Here is a 16244-nt window from a genome sequence, read left to right on the forward strand (position 1 = left end):
CCCGCCACCAGGTAGGCTTCATCGGCACGCGCGATGCCGCGGCGCCCATGGGTCCGACACGGGGAGGAACTGCCTTGCACGTCCAGGAGTGGCTCGAGACCGTACCCGCGGTCAGCATCTACATCCTGGTTGCGGTGGTGATCGGGCTCGAGAGCCTCGGGATCCCGCTGCCGGGCGAGATCGTCCTCGTCAGCTCGGCGCTGCTCGCCTCGCAGCACGGAGACATCAATCCGTATGTGCTGGGCGCGTGCGCGACGGCGGGTGCCATCGTCGGCGACTCGATCGGCTACGCCATCGGCCGCAAGGGTGGCCGGCCCCTGCTGGCGTGGCTCGGGGGCAAGTTCCCCAAGCACTTCAGCGAGACGAACATCGCCATGGCGGAGCGGTCGTTCGAGAAGTGGGGCATGTGGGCCGTCTTCTTCGGCCGGTTCGTGGCGCTGCTGCGGATCTTCGCGGGGCCTCTCGCGGGCGTTCTGCGGATGCCGTACTGGAAGTTCCTCATCGCCAACGTCTTCGGCGGCATCCTCTGGGCGGGCGGCACGACGGCCGTCATCTACTCCGTGGGCGTCGTCGCCGAGGCCTGGCTGAAGCGTTTCTCCTGGCTCGGGCTCGTGGTCGCCGTGCTCATCGGCCTCACGTCCATGCTGATCCTGAAGAACCGCGCCAAGAAGGCCGCCGCGCGGCAGGAAGCCGCCGCGGCGGCCGAGCCGGCGCCGGTCCCGGCCGCCGACTGACCGCACGCCGAGCGCGCGTATCGCTCCCGTACCGCCTCAGTCCTGGTGCGCGGCCCTGTGGTCCCGCACCAGCCCGAGGTACATCGCGGCGTTGAGCTTGATGCCCTCGCGCTCCTCGTCGGTCAGCTCGCGCCGCACCTTGGCCGGGACGCCGGCGACCAGCGAGCCGGGCGGGACGACCATCCCCTGCGGGACGAGCGCCTGCGCGGCGACCAGCGAACCGGCGCCGATCCGGGCCCCGTTGAGGACCGTGGCGCCCATGCCGATCAGGCAGTCGTCCTCGACCGTGCAGCCGTGCAGGACGGCGTTGTGACCGACCGAGACGCGCTCACCGACGGTCACCGGGAAGCCGGGGTCGACGTGGACGGTGCAATTGTCCTGGATGTTGGAATCGGCGCCGAGGACGATCGGACCGCAGTCGGCGCGCAGCACCGTGTGGTACCAGACGCTCGCACCCGCGGCCATGGTGACCTCGCCGACGACGACGGAGGTCGGCGCGGTGAACGCCTCCGGGTCGATCTTCGGCTCCTTGCCGCCCACGCCGCTGACCAACGCCCGCTCTGCCATCGCTCTGCTCCCTCGGATCTTCGTCTCGTCCGTACGACTTTCGCTGTCCGGTCGCGCCGTACGAACCGTAAGCGACGGGCCGGAGCGCCCGGACGTGGGGTGGGGTGAACATCACAGCACGCGGCGCCGATCATCCACGGCCCCGGCGACTACCGTGTGCGGGTGCCCAAGAACAAGAACGCGTTCTCATCTCTCACCGCCTGGCGGCGCCGGGTCCTCGCCCGTGCCGTGCAGGGCGGCTGGCGATGGGTGCAGAACACGGGCGCCGTCACCGCCGAGCACCCGGGAAAGCTGCGCTTCCGCCGCCTGGGAGCGGGCACGAGGCTGGCGTTCCCGCAGGGCACCGTCTTCGGAGAGGCCTGGATCGAGCTCGGCGACCACTGCATCATCGCCGAGCAGGTGACGCTGACCGCCGGGATGATGCCGGACCTCGACCTCGGGCCCGATCCGATTCTCACGCTCGGTCATGGCGTCGTGCTCGGCCGGGGCAGCCATGTCATCGCCGACAGCAAGGTGTCCATCGGCTCCGACACGTACTGCGGGCCGTATGTCTACATCACCTCGACCAACCACAGTTACGACGACCCGCACGAGCCCGTCGGCCGTCAGTGGCCGCGCGCGGAGCCCGTGGAGATCGGCCCGGGCTGCTGGCTCGGCACCGGAGCGGTGATCCTTCCCGGGGCCCGGCTGGGCCGCAATGTCGTGGTCGCCGCGGGCGCGGTCGTCCGCGGAGAGGTGCCCGACCACTGCGTGGTGGCCGGCGCGCCCGCCCGGGTGGTCCGCAGCTGGGACCCGGAAAACGGCTGGCAGCCGCCGCTGCGCACCCCGGCGCCGGTGCCGATCCCGGACGGTGTGACGCCCGAGCAGCTGGTCGCGCTGGCGGAGCTGGAGTCCCTGGAGTCCCAGGAGAGCTGATCAGCCGGTGGCCAGCAGGACGGTCCCCACCAGCGCCAGACCGGCGCCGGCCGCCTGCACGCCCCTCAGTTTCTCCTTGAGAACTCCGCGCGCGGCGAGCGCGGTGACCACCGGATAGAGGTTCGCGAGGACGGCGGCGACCGTGACCGGCCCGTGCTGGGCGGCGACGGAGTACGTGCCGTTCGCGGCGACGTCCGCGAGGCCGACGAAGGCGAGCGCCGGCAGCGCCCCCCACATGACCCGTGTGCCGCCCTCGGGCAGCGCCTCGGCGCCGCGCCGCACGGAGACGAGCAGCGCGCCACCGCCCACCACGACATTGGTGACGCGCTGGACGAACAGGGCCAGGAAGAGCCCGGTGAGAGTGGTCGAGGCCTCGGAGATCAGCGCCATCACCGAACCGAAGCCGAAGGCCGCGACGAGCGTCAGCAGCACCGCCCTGCGGCGCACCGGTGCGCCGCGCAGCTCGGGGCCGCCCGCGAGCACCACACCGGCGACCGCCACCCCGATGCCCGCGAACTGGAGCAGCCCGGGCCGGTCGCCGATCAGCAGACCGACCGAGACCGGTACGGCCACGCCGAGCGAGCCGAGCGGGGAGACCACGCCCATCGGGCCGAGCGCCAGCGCCTTGTAGAAGCAGAGCATGGCCACGGGGCCCACAGCGCCGGCCGCCACCGCGTACCAGAGCCGCGGCCCGGCCTCGGTCCAGCCGCCGGTGGCGATCACGATGGCACCGAGCACGGCCACGGCGATCAGCTGCGAGGCGACGACGACAGTCAGGGCGGGCATCCGTCGGGTGAGCAGCCCGCCACCGAAGTCGGCCAGCCCCCACAGCAGACTGGTGGCCAGGGCGAACAGTGCTGTCATGGTGGCCTCGCAGTACAGTGCGGTGAACGTTGGGGTGCACCACACCGTAGTTCAGTTTATTCAACCCTGTCATCCAAAATATTGGACGGAATGTGTCGGACCTGGACCAGCTCACGCAGTCGCTCGCCCGCAATCTGAAGCGATGGCGTCATGAGCGCGGCTTCACCCTGGACGCGCTCGCCGCCAGGGCCGGAGTGAGCCGGGGCATGATCATCCAGATCGAGCAGGCCCGTACCAACCCGAGCGTCGGCACCACCGTGAAACTCGCCGACGCCCTCGGCGTCTCCATCACGACCCTTCTCGACTACGAGCAGGGCCCGCAGGTCCGCCTCGTCCCCGCCGAACAGGCCGTGCGGATGTGGTCGACGCCCGCCGGCAGCCACACCACCCTGCTCGCCGGCACCGAGGCCCGAGGCCCCCTCGAACTCTGGGCCTGGACCCTGATGCCGAGCGAGGGCAGCGCCTCCGACCCCCACCCCGACGGCACCACGGAGCTGCTGACCGTCACGGCCGGTGTGCTGAGCCTGGTCGTCGAGGGGGAGACGTACTCCGTCCCGACCGGAACATCCGTGGTCTTCGAGTCCAACGTGCCGCACGCCTACCGCAACGACGGCACGGAGACGGTCGAGATGACGATGGCGGTGTCCATCCCGCCCGTACGCTGAGACGGCAACACAGCCCGGGCGCACCGCTGTTAGCGTTCCCGGCATGCGCGCACCCATCGGAGACTTCGACGACGCCACGCCCGCTCCGGACTGCCTGGAGCTGCTCACACCGCCCGTCGCCGCCGCCGTCCGCGGATGGCAGGGCACCGTCCCGGCCGACCAGCTGCTCTACGTGGACACCGACCCGGAGATCGCCGACACGGCGGCCTTCGTCGAGCACCACGGCGAGGAACTGCTCGCCCGGTCCGCGAACTGTGTCGTCGTGGCGGGCAAGCGCGGCGGCGAGACATCCCTCGCCGGCTGCGTCGTCCTCTCCCGGTCGCGCGTCGACGTCAACGGAGTCGTCCGCAAGCACCTCGGCGTCCGCAAGGTGCGGTTCGCGCCCATGGATACCGCGACGGGCGAGACCGGCATGGAATACGGCGGCATCACGCCCGTCGGACTGCCGGCCGATTGGCCGCTGCTCGTGGACGCCGCCGTCGTCGACACCGAATGGGTCCTGATCGGCAGCGGCCGGCGCCGCGGCAAGCTGATCCTCCCGGGCAAGGCCTTCGCGGGGCTGCCGGGTGCGGTGGTCCTCGACGGCCTCGGCGTGGGCTGACTCCCGCTCCCGGCCGCGCGGTCATGACCCTGACCCTGATCCTGATCCGGTTCGCTCACGCACGCCGCGCTCCGGCTCGGCCGCCGGCCCTCGGACCGCGGCGACCACGGGGGAATGACGCAGGGCCAGGGCCATCCGGACCAGATCCCGCGGCCCCTCCGACGGCTCGAACCCCGGTGGAGACGGATCGGCCGCGCTCATGAGCCTGCCCTCCGGATCGGCCGCCCGGGCACGTACCGCCACCGTCACCATCGCCGCGTCCGCCTCCGCCTGCGCACGGACCGGGTCCGAACCGGCCGCCAGGGCCGCCTCGAAGGCTTCCTGCCGGACCCGGGAGCTGAAGTACGGATACAGGGTCAGCAGGCCGTCGTGGATGTCGGACTCCCGCTGTGTGACCCGCAGTTCACCGGAAGACCACCAGAAGAGGCGTACGCCCCGCGCGTGGTGCGGGCAGGCCGGTGCCAACTCCTGCCACAGCGGCTCGAGCCGGCGGTAGGTGAGCCGCGCGGACCACGCGTCCGCGACCCGCTGGCAGGCCAGCGGCAGGCAGAAGCCGACGGCGCTGATCTGGGCACCCGCGGACGCCAGCACCGGCGCGGCGTACGTACTGAGTCCGTCCCAGTCGTGTCCGGCCCAGCGGGCGAACACGGCCGAGAACTTGGCCGTCAGATAGGCGATGTTGAAGAGATAGCCGACGACGATGATCACCAGACCGGTGCGCAGCCAGCCGCGGACCCGCCGCGACCACCGCCAGCACAGGATGGTCATCCCGAAGCCGGCGACCGTGAGCGCCGCGAGATAGAGCACGATCATCTCGCGGATGTACGGGGTGCGGGCGTAGTACGTGTCCAGGTCCCGCAGCCGTTCCACGGGCGCGTCCCCGAGGAGGAACACCACCCACAGCACGAGGATCACGACGCTGTAGCCGGCGATCCAGCGGCGGGAGACGCGTCGCGTCACCTCCGGCGGGCCGCCGCGCCAGTTGACGATCAGCACCAGGCAGGAGGCGCTGAAGGCGCTCAGCAGCGCGTAGACGAGCGGCGCCGAGACATTGGTGATGCCGGTGAGCCGGTTGACCTCCGCGATCGTCGGGGGAGCGGCGAAGAAGAAGACCATCCCGGCCAGCGCGAGCAGCGCGCAGACGGACCGCAACAGCGGATCCCGCCAGGCGCGCGTCAGCGCGGGCAGCTTGAAGGCGAGCGCGATGCCCATCACGGCGGCCGGTATGTAGTAGTCCGAACCGTCCATCGCTCAGCCCCGGGGCCCTCTGTACCCCAGGGAGGCCTCGATCCGGCCGGCCAGACCGTCCTGGCGCGCCGGGCCACGCAGTGTCGAACCGGTGAGCCAGGCCCGGCACTTGCTCGCCAGCATCAGCCCGAAGCTCTCCGCGTCGTTCTCCTCGTCCTGGTCGAAACGGGTGCGGGCCGCGACCTGCCGTACGGCCGCCGCGATGTCGGCGTCCTGCGACAGCACCCGGGACGCGACCGCCGCGCCCTGCACATGGTGGCTGCAGTGTCCGGCATTCATGTGCCACAACTCGTGGCCCAGGATGACGAGTTGATGGTCGGGAGCGGTGCGCTCCTCGATCACCACGAGATCCTGTTCGGCCATGTCCAGCCAGAGCCCACTGGCCGTCGCCGGCGGGAAGGCGGCCATCCGGTACTGGACCGGGCGGCCCCGGCGCCTGCTCATGCCGTCGCACAACGCCCCGTACAGATCGCCCGGCGCGGCCGGCGCCGCAAGGGTGAGTCCCGCGACGAGTTCGTCGCGCAGCCGCCGCATTTCCTTGCCCCTGCCCACTGCTCTCCCCAGGCTCACGACTCGGGCCGCTTGACGCTCTCCAGAAGCATGTCCAGCCACTCCGTCACCTTGTCCCGGTGCTGGTCGGTGGGCAGTTGCGCGGCCCGCCAGGCGATGCCGCGCACACCATGGTCCTGCAACAGCCGCTCCAGCCGGTCCGCGTCGCGCTCGGCGGCCGGGGGCGCCGAGCGGTCGGAGTCGGCGAGCCGCTGGAGGAGCTCCTGTTCGGTGCGTTGCAGGGCGCCGGCCAGCGCCTCGGGATCCTCGGCGGTCAGAAAACCGGCATGGACCGCGAAGAACCGCTGGATCGCGTCGCAGTGCTCCATCGTCGGGCGCCGGTCGCCGTTGATGAGCGCGCCCGCCTGCTGGCGGGACATGCCCGCGCCGTCGGCGATCTCCTGCTGGGTGTACCGGCGGCCGTTGGGCTTCAGCCTGGTGCGGCGCAGAAGGTCGAAACGTTGCAGAAAGCGGGTCTGCAAATCCGGTTCGCCCGCCGGCTGACCGGCGAGCAGCGCCTTGACGACATCAGCGGGCACACCCGAGGCCTCGGAGAGGCGGGTGATGTCGAAGACCTCCGCCGTGGGCAGGGAGACTTTGCCGGCGAGTTCGGTGACGCGGCTGACGGTCGCCGCGAGACGGTCCGTCGCCGTCGACACCGGGAAGCTGTCCGTCACCACTAGCTCTCCTTGTGTCCTGCGCAGCGGGCTTCACGGAGGCTAACGCGACTCTGCCGCAACCGGCCAGGCCTTGCCACAGCTGTGGCATTTTCCGCCGTTCATTGAGAGATGAACGGCTGGAAATGCCACGATAGTTGACGTCGTTGTGTCGGCCGTAGCACCATCGCGACGCGGCGTGAGCGTGGTTGCGAGCCCTGGTTCCGATCGTGGCCCGGCCGCCGAAGCGCCTGTGAGTCAGGGCGAGAAGGGTGACGACTGCATGATGCGAGACGCGGTGGCGGGACGTCCGGCCCGTGCCCGGCCGGCCCATCTGGCACTGGCCGCCGACCCCGACGCGGGGGAGTGGCACGACAGCCGGCCGAGAGACGCGGAGTACCTGCGGGACTACGCCACCATGATGAGCTCCGTCGCCCATCCGTCCGTCCTCTTCGACCACCGCTGGGACGTCGTCCTGACCAACCCGGCCTACGACGCCCTCTTCACGGACATCCGTTCGCACCCGACGGCGATGCCCCACGACAACATCCTTCGCTTCGCCCTCTTCCACCCCGACGCCGACACCGTGCTCGCCGAGCGGGAGACCAGCTGGTGTCTGCCGCTGATGGCGCGTCTTGCCTCCCGGCTCGAGACGCACGGTCAGGACCGGGGCCTGCAGGCCATTCGCCGCGACATCGCCGACGACCCGATCATGGACGCGGCCTACCGGCTCGGCCTCCCGCACTGGATTCGGGCGGTCGGCCCCGAGGGTGTGTCCTTCGACGGGTCCGTACGGCCGCTTCAGCACCGGGACCCCGGTTGGGGGCCGACCTGGTGCAGACTCCTGGACGAGACGTCCCGGAGTCTGCGGGACATGGGGTACACGCGGATCACCTTCGTCCCGCGGCCCCCCGGCGCCGACGCCACGGGCGACGCCGGTCCCCGGCACGAGCCGCGTCCCCGCGCCGCCGCGGTCACTCCGCTTCGGGTCGTTCCCGGCGGGTAGGGGGCGCGTGCCCGTGGCGTGAGCGGGGCAGCGCGGCGGGCCCGGCGGGTGAGCGGGGGTCGCGCGTAGGACCCGGCGGACTCAGCGCCCGCCCCGGGGTCCCTCGCCTGACGCACTCTCACCCGAGCTGCGGAATCTCGATCGCCGGGCAGACGTCCATGACCATGTCCAGGCCGGCCGCGCGGGTCCGCTCGTACGCCTCGTCGTCGATCACACCCAGCTGGAACCACACCGCCTTGGCGCCGACGGCCACCGCCTCGTCGGCCACCGCGCCTGCCAGGTCGCTGTTGACGAACACATCGACGACATCCACGGGGAAGGGGATGTCGGCGAGCGAGGCGTACCCCCGCTCACCGTGCACCGTCTCGGCCTTCGGGTGCACCGGCACGATCCGCTTCCCGAAGCGCTGCAGCACGGCCGCGACGCCGTACGCCGCCCGTCGCCGGTTGGACGACAGCCCCACGATGGCCCAGGTGTCCCCGGACTCCGTGAGGATCCTGCGGACGGTGTCCCTCTCCGTGATCTCCGTCTCGCCGCTCATGCTCTGCCTCCCGCTGCTCGCCCGTGTCTCCGACCTCACCAACGTGCGGCGGCCCTGTGGGATTCCCGGGCGGAGCCGCGCCTCTTCCGCCGACGTAGGGTGGCTGGATGCAGGAGCAGTACCGGACGATCGCCCGCGAGGGCGTGCACGAGACCGAGATCAACCGGTCGCGCTTCATCTGCGCGCTCGCGCCCGTGGCGAGCGAGCAGGAGGCACAGGACTTCGTCGCACGCGTCCGCAAGGAGCACCCGACCGCCACCCACAACTGCTTCGCGTATGTCGTCGGCGCCGACGCCGCTGTGCAGAAGGCGAGCGACGACGGCGAACCCGGCGGCACCGCCGGGGTGCCCATGCTCCAGATGCTGATGCGGCGAGAAGTCCGTTATGTCGCTGCTGTCGTGACCCGTTACTACGGCGGCGTGAAGCTCGGAGCCGGGGGACTGATCAGGGCGTACGGCGGCGTTGTCGGCGAAGCCCTCGACGCGCTCGGCACCCTCACACGGCGCCGCTTCCGGCTCGCCACGGTCACCGTCGACCACCAGCGGGCCGGCAAGCTGGAGACGATCTGCGGGCGACCGGGCGGTCCGTGCGTGAGGTGCGTTACGCCGAGGCCGTGACGATCGAGATCGGACTGCCCGACGCCGACGTGGACGCCTTCCGTGGCTGGCTGGCCGATGTCACCGCCGGCACCGCCGGGTTCGAGCTCGGAGGCGAGGCGTACGGAGACGGCTGAGGCGGCCGTCGCGGCGGGCGGCCGGAGCGGCGGGACCGCAGAAGCCGCACGGGATGTCCGACCCCACCGTTACCCTCAGGGATCATGAGATTCCTGCATACGTCGGACTGGCACCTGGGACGGTCGTTCCACCGGGTGAGCCTGCTCGACGCCCAGAGCGCGTTCCTCGACCACCTGGTGGCGACGGTCCGCGACCGCGAGGTCGACGCGGTCCTGGTGGCAGGCGATGTCTATGACCGGGCGGTGCCTCCGCTCACCGCCGTGGAGCTGTTCGACACGGCCCTGCACCGGCTGGCCGACGCCGGCGTCCCGACCGTGATGATCTCCGGCAACCACGACTCCGCGCGCCGGCTCGGCGTCGGCGCCGGACTGATCGGCCGGGCGGGGATACACCTGCGGACCGACCCGGCCGGTGTCGGCACTCCGGTCGTCCTCTCCGACGCCCACGGCGACGTGGCCTGCTACGGCCTGCCGTACCTCGAACCCTCCCTCGTGCGGGACGAGTTGGGCGCCACCAAGGCCGGACACGAAGCGGTCCTCGAGGCCGCGATGGACCGGGTCCGCGCCGACCTCGCCGGCCGGCCCCCCGGCACGCGTTCCGTCGTCCTCGCCCACGCCTTCGTCGCCGGCGGCGAACCCAGTGACAGCGAGCGCGACATCACCGTCGGCGGTGTCGCGGCCGTCCCCGCGGCCGTCTTCGACGGCGTCGACTACGTGGCCCTCGGCCACCTCCACGGCAGCCAGACCGTCACCGAGCGCGTCCGCTACTCCGGCTCGCCCCTCGCCTACTCCTTCTCCGAGACCACCCACCGCAAGACCATGTGGCTCATCGACCTGGACGCCTCGGGCGGGATCGCGGCCGAGCGCGTCGACTGCCCCGTCCCGCGCCTCCTCGGCCGGATCAGCGGCCGCCTCGACGACCTGCTGGCCGACCCCGCGCTCGCCCGTCACGAGGACTCCTGGATCGAGGCGACCCTCACCGACCCGGTGCGCCCCGCCGAACCCATGGCCCGGCTCACCGAACGCTTCCCACACACCCTGAACCTCCTCTTCGCCCCCGAGCGCACCGACGACGACCCCCTCGCCTCCTACGCGCAGCGCCTCAAGGACCGCAGCGACCGGCAGATCGCCGAGGACTTCGTCGCCCATGTACGCGGGGGCGCGGGACCCGACAGCGCCGAGCGCACCGTCCTGTACGGCGCCCTGGACGACGTGCGCGTCGACGCGGCCGAGCGCGAGGTGGCCAGGTGAGACTGCACCGGCTCACCCTGACCGGCTTCGGACCCTTCGGCGGCACCCAGGAGATCGACTTCGACCAGCTGGCATCGGCCGGGCTCTTCCTGCTCCACGGACCCACCGGCGCCGGCAAGACCTCCGTGCTCGACGCCGTCTGCTACGCGTTGTACGGGGCGGTGCCCGGCGCCCGGCAGAGCCCGGGGGCGTCCCTGCGCAGCGACCACGCGCCGGTCGGCACCGCCACCGAGGTCGTCCTCGAACTGACCGTGGGCGAGCGGCGCCTGGAGATCACCCGCAGCCCCGCCCAGCAGCGCCCGAAGAAGAAGGGCACCGGCTTCACCACGGAGAAGGCACAGAGCCGGCTGCGCGAGTACGACCCGGAGAAGGCGGCCTGGCAGGGCCTGAGCCGCTCCCATCAGGAGATCGGCGAGGAGATCACCCGGCTCATCGGGATGAGCCGGGAGCAGTTCTGCCAGGTGGTCCTCCTGCCTCAGGGAGACTTCGCGCGGTTCCTGCGCGCCGACGCCGAGGCCCGGGGCAAGCTCCTCGGGCGGCTCTTCGACACCCGGCGCTTCGCCGCCGTCGAGGAGCGCCTCGCCGATCTGCGGCGTGCGGCGGAGCAGCAGGTCCGGGAGGGCGACGAGCGGCTCCTCGCCCTCGCGCACCGCATGGCCCAGGCGGCCGGGCCGCTGGCCGGCGGCGCCGTCGAGCAGCGCCCCGGCGAGCCCGGACTCGCCGCGTCGGTGCTCCAGTGGGCGGCCGTGGCCCGATCCGACGCCCGCGAGGCCCTGGACATCGCCGATTCGGCGCTCACCGCGGCGGAGAGCCGGCAGGCCGCGGCCCGGCACCGGCTCGACGCCGAACGGGAGCTCGCCGGGCTCCAGCAGCGGCACGCCGAGGCCCGCCACCGGCGCGGGGAGCTGGACGCCCGAAAGGCCGAACGCGACGCCTGGCAGGCCCGCCTCGACCGGGCCCTCAAGGCCGAACGGGTCGTGCCCGCGCTCGATCTGCGCGACGAGGCCGAGCGCGAGCACCGGGCGGCGAGCGCCGCCCACTCCCGGGCCCGGGCCGGCCTGCCGCCCGAGCTGGCCGACGCGGGAGCGGAGCGGCTCGCCGCGCTGGAACGGCAGCACCGGCAGGACCTCGGCGGCCTCGAAGCCGCCCGCCGCGCGGAGCAGCGCAGCGAGCGCATCACCGACGAGCGGGCCGACCTGGAGCGCCAGGCCCGCGCCGACGAGGAGCTCCTCCAGGACGCGGCCGGGTGGCTGGCGGACTGGGAGACCACCCGCGGCAGCCTCCAGCAGCGCATCCTCGAAGCCCAGGAGGCGGCCACCCGCGCCGAACACCTCGTCGGCCGGCTCGAACCGGCCCGCCGCCGGCTCACGGCGGCCCGCCGCCGGGACGCCCTCGCCACGGACGTCGCCACGGCCGAGTCCCGCCTGGCCGACGCTCGGGAACAGGCCAACGCCGCTCACGAGACGTGGCTCGACCTCAAGTCCCGCCGCCTGCGCGGCATCGCCGCCGAACTGGCGGCGGGCCTCGTCGACGGCGCCGCCTGCGCGGTCTGCGGATCCCCGGACCACCCGGCACCCGCCCGCACGGAGGCCGGCCACGTGGACCGCGTGGCGGAGGAGGCGGCGTACGAGACCCACACCCGCGCGGCGACGGCAAAGGCCACGGCGGAACGCGAACTCGCGGTGGTACGGGAGGCGCTGACGACGGCACGGGCGGAGGTGCTGCACGCGCCCCGTCCGGACACCGCGAACGCGACGGCCGGAGCCCGCTCCGGCGCCGAGGCGGTCGCCCGTGAGGCGGCCTCACCGGATCCCGGTGCGATGACGGGAGGCGGGGCCGCGGTCGCGGACGTGCGGGGCGCCGACGCGCTCACCCGAGCGTCGGACGAGGACGGGTCTTCCGGTGCGCCCGTCGTCGTGGGCCCGCGGGGCGGCGACGCCCTCGCCGGTGCCGCGACGAGCCAGGACTTCGCCTGTCCGTCCTCGGAGGCGGATACCGCCACGGCCGACGCGTCGAAGAACCGGGCCGAGGCCGGTCACCCGGTCGGGGCTCCCCGCGGCGCCGACGCGGCCCATCAGCCCTCCGGTACGGATCCCTCGGCGCCCGGCGCCTCGCGCGGTGACGCAGGTGGCGGTGGAAGGCGCGTGCCGGGTCCTCGTCCGTCGGTGGTGGGCGGCGTCGCGGACGCCGAGCCCACCGTCGCCGAGCTCGCCGCCGAGGTCGCGCGGCTGGAGGAGGCGTACGCCGAGGCGCATGCCGTCGCCGCCGGAACCCATGGCGCGCGGGAGGCGCTCGCGCGGGCGGAGCGGGAGTACGAGCGGCGGGTGGCGGGGCAGCGGGAGGCGGAGCGGCGCGTCGCCGCGCGGACCTCGCAGCGGGAGGCTCTCGACCGCGAACAGGCCGCTCTGCGGGAAGAGCTGACGCGAGCCAGAGGACAGGCGGGCAGCGTTGCGGAGCACGCCGCCCTGCTGGAGCGCCGGATCGTGATCCTGGCCGACGCCGCCGAAGCCGTACGGTCCGTGGAGGTCACCGCCCAGCGCCTCAAGGACGCGGACGACCGGCTCGCCGACGCCGCCTTCAAGGCCGGTTTCGACACCCCGCGGGCCGCGGCGGAGGCCGTCCTCGACGACGCCGTCCGCCGCGAACTCCAGCACCGGCTGGACGCCTGGCAGGCGGAGGCCGCGGCGGTCGCCGACCGGCTCGCCGAACCGGAGACACGGGCCGCCGCCGAGCGTCCCCCTGCCGATCCCGGCGCCGCCCAGGCGGTTCTGGCCTCGGCCGAACGGGCCCTGAGGGACGCCGACTCGGCGCTCGGCTCGGCGCGTGACCGGTGTGCCGAACTGGCCCGGCTGTCCCGGCAGGCCGAGGCGGAAGCGCGCCGCCTCGGGCCGCTGCGGACGGAGTACGAGCGGGTGGCCCGGCTCGCCGGCCTCGCGGCGGGCACCTCCGCCGAGAACGAACGCAAGATGCGTCTCGAGTCGTACGTTCTCGCGGCCCGCCTCGAACAGGTCGCCGCCGCCGCCACCGCCCGCCTCCAGCGCATGTCCGCGGGCCGCTACACGCTCGTCCACTCCGACGCCCGCGCCGGAGGCAGGCGCGCCGGGCTCGGGCTGCATGTGGTGGACGCCTGGACGGGCGTCGAGCGTGACACGGCGACCCTGTCGGGCGGCGAGACGTTCTTCGCCTCGCTCGCCCTGGCGCTGGGCCTCGCCGATGTGGTCACCGACGAGGCGGGCGGGGTCCGGCTTGACACCCTCTTCATCGACGAGGGCTTCGGCAGCCTGGACGACCAGACGCTGGACGAGGTGCTCGACGTGCTCGACTCGCTGCGCGAACGCGACCGCAGCGTCGGCATCGTGAGCCACGTCCCCGACCTGCGGCGGCGCATTCCCGCGCAGCTGGAGGTGGTGAAGGAGCGGCACGGTTCGTCCGTGCGGCTGCGCACGTCGGCGATCAGCGGCTGATCGACCGGCGTGGCAGCGGCGAGGAGTACACGACGCTCGTCGTCACCGAACCCAGCGCCCCGATCTTCCCTGAGATCTCCTCCAGATGACTCATGGAGCGGGCGGCGACCTTGATCACGAAGCAGTCGTCGCCCGTCACATGGTGCGCCTCCAGGATCTCGTGCGTGGTCTCGAGGAGGTCGTGGAACGGCTTGTAGTTGCCGTTCGGGTAGCGCAGACGTACGAAGGCCAGGATCGGCAGTCCCAGCCGCTCGTGCTCCACGACGGCGGTGTACCCGGAGATCACCCCGGTCTCCTCAAGCCGCCGCACCCGCTCGGTGACGGCGCTCGCGGACATGGAGACCGTCCGGGCGAGTTCGGCGAAGCTGGCGCGGCCCTGTTCCTGAAGGGCCTCGAGAATGCGCCAGTCCGTGGCGTCCGGTGTATATCCGCTCATGCGTGACAGATAACAGGCGAATCCCCGGTCGATCAAGGGACGTCCCGGGGATCGGACCTGTCGTGGAGCCAGGCCGGTGTCAACGCACCACGACCGGCACCGGCCTGACGAACGCGCAGTCCGCGGCGCTCATCTCCGTCGCGGGGCGCGCCGCCCGAAGCACCACGTCGAGCGCCGCGTCGTCGTCGCACGCGTAATGCCCGCTCGCCCAGGCCGCGTTGGCCTCCACGACCGCCCACGCGCCGTCCACCCGGCCGACATCGACCACGACGGCCGACGGCAGCCGGGCCGGGCCGGTGAGCGTCTTCAGGCGCCCCGCGAAGTCCAGTACCTCTCCGCGCCGGGGATCACCGGCGAGCGGCGCCACGTCCAGCGCTCCGCCGACCGCGTAACGACTGCCGGTGACGACCTCCCCGTCCAGGAGGAACAGCCGGTACTCCTCCGTGAACGTCACGATGTCACTCACCAGCACCGGAGCGTCGTCGTCCACCGCGTCGGGGCCCGGCAGTCCGCTGCCGTCCGGATACACCCTCGCCGGGAAACTCTTGTCGTTGGGCGGCTTCACGAACGCCGGCCGGCGCAGCGCCCGCGCCTCGGCGAGCGAGGTGAACTCCACGCGCCGACCGGTCAGTTCGTACGGGAGGGACGCCAGCCAGCACTCGGGCGCCTCCAGCAGTGCGAGCCCGAGATCACCGGCGACCGTGTCGGCGAACAGGGGCCCCGCGTACAGGGCCGCCCCCGGCGCACCCCTCGACTCCTCGGGGACACGCCAGTCGCGCAGCGTCCTCACCCGCATCGAACGGCGGACGGCGGCGGCCGCGAGGGCATGGCCGGTCGCGGTGATCCTGGGGGAGAGGAAGAGAGTGCGCATGACAGGCAGCGTGCCGTGCCGGGAAGTCCCCGGCCACCGGTTTTCCCGCGACCCGGCACGATGTGCGGCGCGCCCTCCCGCCCGTGAGCCGGCACCTCGTACGGCGCGGCGCCGCCCGGCCGTCAGCCGTTCTCCTGCGCCCGGACCAGCATCTGGCCCGCCTCCGTGCGGTAGTACAGCACCGACCGCCCGGCCCGCCGGCGCCGCACCAGACGGGCATTGAGGAGGATCTTCAGATGGCGGCCCACGGACCCCAGGCCCTGGCCGGTCAGCGCCACCAGCTGCGTGGTGCTCTTCGGGGTGTCGAGAAGGACGAGCACGCCCGCCCGCGCCGGTCCCAAGAGGGCCCGCAGCCCCTCGGGCGGGGCCGCCGCCGAAGAGCCCCCGGTCAGCGCGCCGGAGCACGGGTACACCACCGCGTACCTCCGCGACGCCTCCCAGGACACCCAGCCGAGATCCGGCGTCACCGGAACGAACAGCAGCTGCGCGCCGGTGAGTTCGCGGGGCGGATAGTCCTGCGCGCTCACCTGGAGCCTGCTCCCGCCGAGCCAGCGGACCTTCCCGGGGCGCATGTCCTCGAGGGCTGCGGCCCAGCCGCCCTGGCTCAACTGGCCCATCCGCGCCACGACATCGGCCTCCATGATGCCCCGGCGGCGCGCCCAGGAGGGCAGTACCGTCCGCGTCCACACCCACTCCAGCAGGTCCGCCGCACGCTCCGCCAGGTCGGACCCGTCCAGCAGCGAGGGCAGTGGCCCGCCCAGCGACACCGTCAGATCCCGCCGTGCCGTCTCCGTGGGGGTCCGGCGCACCCGGGCCAGCTCCTCGTCGAAGGGCTGCTCGCCCTCGCCGAGCGGCGTCGGCGTGAGGAAGTCCGCGTTCCACGCGCGGCCGAGCCCGATCCGTATGAGCAGCGCGGCGACGGGATCGGCAGCCAGCCGCTGCCGGTACGCGGGCAGATGGGCGTCGAGCCACGCCCGCTCGCCGGGGTGCGCGGCCGTTCCCCGCTCCAGGGTCTTCAGCGCCGCGGCCGCCTCGGCGAGCGGTGAGACGACGAACCGGCTGCCCGCGAGGGTGTCGGCGTTGATCAGCCACAAGCTCATGGTTTCGCCTCCCCGCGAAACGGTAACGCCCCGGCCGGGGGTG

The 16244-nt window shown here is 72.9% G+C and carries 16 protein-coding genes and 1 pseudogene; 8 read left to right on the forward strand and 9 right to left on the reverse strand.

What is annotated here, in order from left to right; genetic code table 11:
* The first annotated feature begins 74 nt into the window (after positions 1–74).
* On the forward strand, positions 75–734 hold the full coding sequence (locus ACZ5VC_RS10355) for a DedA family protein (protein WP_469119651.1): 660 nt from the start codon (positions 75–77) through the stop codon (positions 732–734).
* Positions 735–770: 36 nt separating this feature from the next.
* Here ACZ5VC_RS10355 and ACZ5VC_RS10360 read toward each other — a convergent pair whose 3' ends face one another.
* Positions 771–1301 (reverse strand): gamma carbonic anhydrase family protein, encoded by a 531-nt coding sequence (locus ACZ5VC_RS10360; protein ID WP_469119652.1) that lies wholly within the window; start codon positions 1299–1301, stop codon positions 771–773.
* 162 nt (positions 1302–1463) lie between these two features.
* Between ACZ5VC_RS10360 and ACZ5VC_RS10365 the strand changes: the two genes are divergently transcribed.
* A complete protein-coding gene (locus ACZ5VC_RS10365) occupies positions 1464–2216 on the forward strand; it encodes an acyltransferase (protein WP_469119653.1) in 753 nt (250 codons plus the stop codon).
* Here the strand turns inward: ACZ5VC_RS10365 and ACZ5VC_RS10370 are convergent, their stop codons facing one another.
* Positions 2217–3080, reverse strand: a complete 864-nt coding sequence (locus tag ACZ5VC_RS10370; protein WP_469119654.1) for an EamA family transporter — start codon at positions 3078–3080, stop codon at positions 2217–2219. It abuts the gene before it with no gap.
* A 92-nt stretch (positions 3081–3172) separates the two neighbouring features.
* Here ACZ5VC_RS10370 and ACZ5VC_RS10375 point away from each other — a divergent pair, with 92 nt between their 5' ends.
* Both ACZ5VC_RS10375 and ACZ5VC_RS10380 read left to right on the forward strand, forming a co-directional pair.
* Positions 3173–3745, forward strand: a complete 573-nt coding sequence (locus tag ACZ5VC_RS10375; RefSeq protein ID WP_469119655.1) for a helix-turn-helix domain-containing protein — start codon at positions 3173–3175, stop codon at positions 3743–3745.
* Positions 3746–3788: 43 nt separating this feature from the next.
* On the forward strand, positions 3789–4346 hold the full coding sequence (locus ACZ5VC_RS10380) for a YbaK/EbsC family protein (RefSeq protein WP_469119656.1): 558 nt from the start codon (positions 3789–3791) through the stop codon (positions 4344–4346).
* 21 nt (positions 4347–4367) lie between these two features.
* Here the strand turns inward: ACZ5VC_RS10380 and ACZ5VC_RS10385 are convergent, their stop codons facing one another.
* Genes ACZ5VC_RS10385 through ACZ5VC_RS10395 form a run of 3 tightly spaced genes read right to left on the reverse strand, consistent with a single transcriptional unit; the run spans position 4368 to position 6823 of the window.
* Positions 4368–5594, reverse strand: a complete 1227-nt coding sequence (locus ACZ5VC_RS10385) for an MAB_1171c family putative transporter (protein ID WP_469119657.1) — start codon at positions 5592–5594, stop codon at positions 4368–4370.
* 3 nt (positions 5595–5597) lie between these two features.
* The gene (locus tag ACZ5VC_RS10390; protein ID WP_469120200.1) at positions 5598–6128 is read right to left on the reverse strand and encodes a toxin-antitoxin system, toxin component; all 531 of its coding nucleotides are present in this window, start codon (positions 6126–6128) and stop codon (positions 5598–5600) included.
* 32 nt (positions 6129–6160) lie between these two features.
* The gene (locus ACZ5VC_RS10395) at positions 6161–6823 is read right to left on the reverse strand and encodes a helix-turn-helix domain-containing protein (RefSeq protein WP_469119658.1); all 663 of its coding nucleotides are present in this window, start codon (positions 6821–6823) and stop codon (positions 6161–6163) included.
* A gap of 262 nt (positions 6824–7085) precedes the next feature.
* On the opposite strand from ACZ5VC_RS10395, the gene ACZ5VC_RS10400 reads away from it, so the two are divergent.
* Positions 7086–7805, forward strand: coding sequence for an MmyB family transcriptional regulator (locus ACZ5VC_RS10400; protein WP_469120201.1), 720 nt, complete (start codon positions 7086–7088; stop codon positions 7803–7805).
* Between the two features lie 118 nt (positions 7806–7923).
* On the opposite strand, the gene ACZ5VC_RS10405 is transcribed toward ACZ5VC_RS10400, so the two are convergent.
* Entirely contained in the window at positions 7924–8346 is a 423-nt protein-coding gene (locus ACZ5VC_RS10405; RefSeq protein WP_469119659.1) for a CoA-binding protein, read from the reverse strand.
* Positions 8347–8453: 107 nt separating this feature from the next.
* Between ACZ5VC_RS10405 and ACZ5VC_RS10410 the strand changes: the two are divergent.
* The 3 genes and pseudogenes from ACZ5VC_RS10410 to ACZ5VC_RS10420 all read left to right on the forward strand — a co-directional run bounded on the left by ACZ5VC_RS10410 (position 8454) and on the right by ACZ5VC_RS10420 (position 13794).
* A pseudogene (locus ACZ5VC_RS10410) lies at positions 8454–9079 on the forward strand (YigZ family protein).
* An 84-nt stretch (positions 9080–9163) separates the two neighbouring features.
* Positions 9164–10330 carry an exonuclease SbcCD subunit D gene (locus tag ACZ5VC_RS10415; RefSeq protein ID WP_469119660.1) on the forward strand — a complete coding sequence of 389 codons (1167 nt, stop codon included), beginning with the start codon at positions 9164–9166 and terminating at the stop codon, positions 10328–10330.
* The gene (locus ACZ5VC_RS10420; RefSeq protein ID WP_469119661.1) at positions 10327–13794 is read left to right on the forward strand and encodes an AAA family ATPase; all 3468 of its coding nucleotides are present in this window, start codon (positions 10327–10329) and stop codon (positions 13792–13794) included. Before ACZ5VC_RS10415 ends, ACZ5VC_RS10420 begins: the two co-directional genes overlap by 4 nt.
* Here ACZ5VC_RS10420 and ACZ5VC_RS10425 read toward each other — a convergent pair.
* The 3 genes from ACZ5VC_RS10425 to ACZ5VC_RS10435 form a co-directional block, all read right to left on the reverse strand.
* Positions 13784–14230: an Lrp/AsnC family transcriptional regulator gene (locus ACZ5VC_RS10425; protein WP_468707524.1), complete on the reverse strand. Its 447-nt coding sequence runs from the start codon at positions 14228–14230 to the stop codon at positions 13784–13786. The two genes, ACZ5VC_RS10420 and ACZ5VC_RS10425, sit on opposite strands and share 11 nt — an antisense overlap.
* A 79-nt stretch (positions 14231–14309) precedes the next feature.
* Positions 14310–15101 (reverse strand): ATP-grasp domain-containing protein, encoded by a 792-nt coding sequence (locus tag ACZ5VC_RS10430; RefSeq protein WP_469119662.1) that lies wholly within the window; start codon positions 15099–15101, stop codon positions 14310–14312.
* A gap of 122 nt (positions 15102–15223) precedes the next feature.
* Positions 15224–16201: a transcriptional regulator gene (locus ACZ5VC_RS10435; protein WP_469119663.1), complete on the reverse strand. Its 978-nt coding sequence runs from the start codon at positions 16199–16201 to the stop codon at positions 15224–15226.
* Between the last annotated feature and the right edge of the window lie 43 nt (positions 16202–16244).

The organism is Streptomyces sp. NPDC033174 (assembly GCF_055577795.1).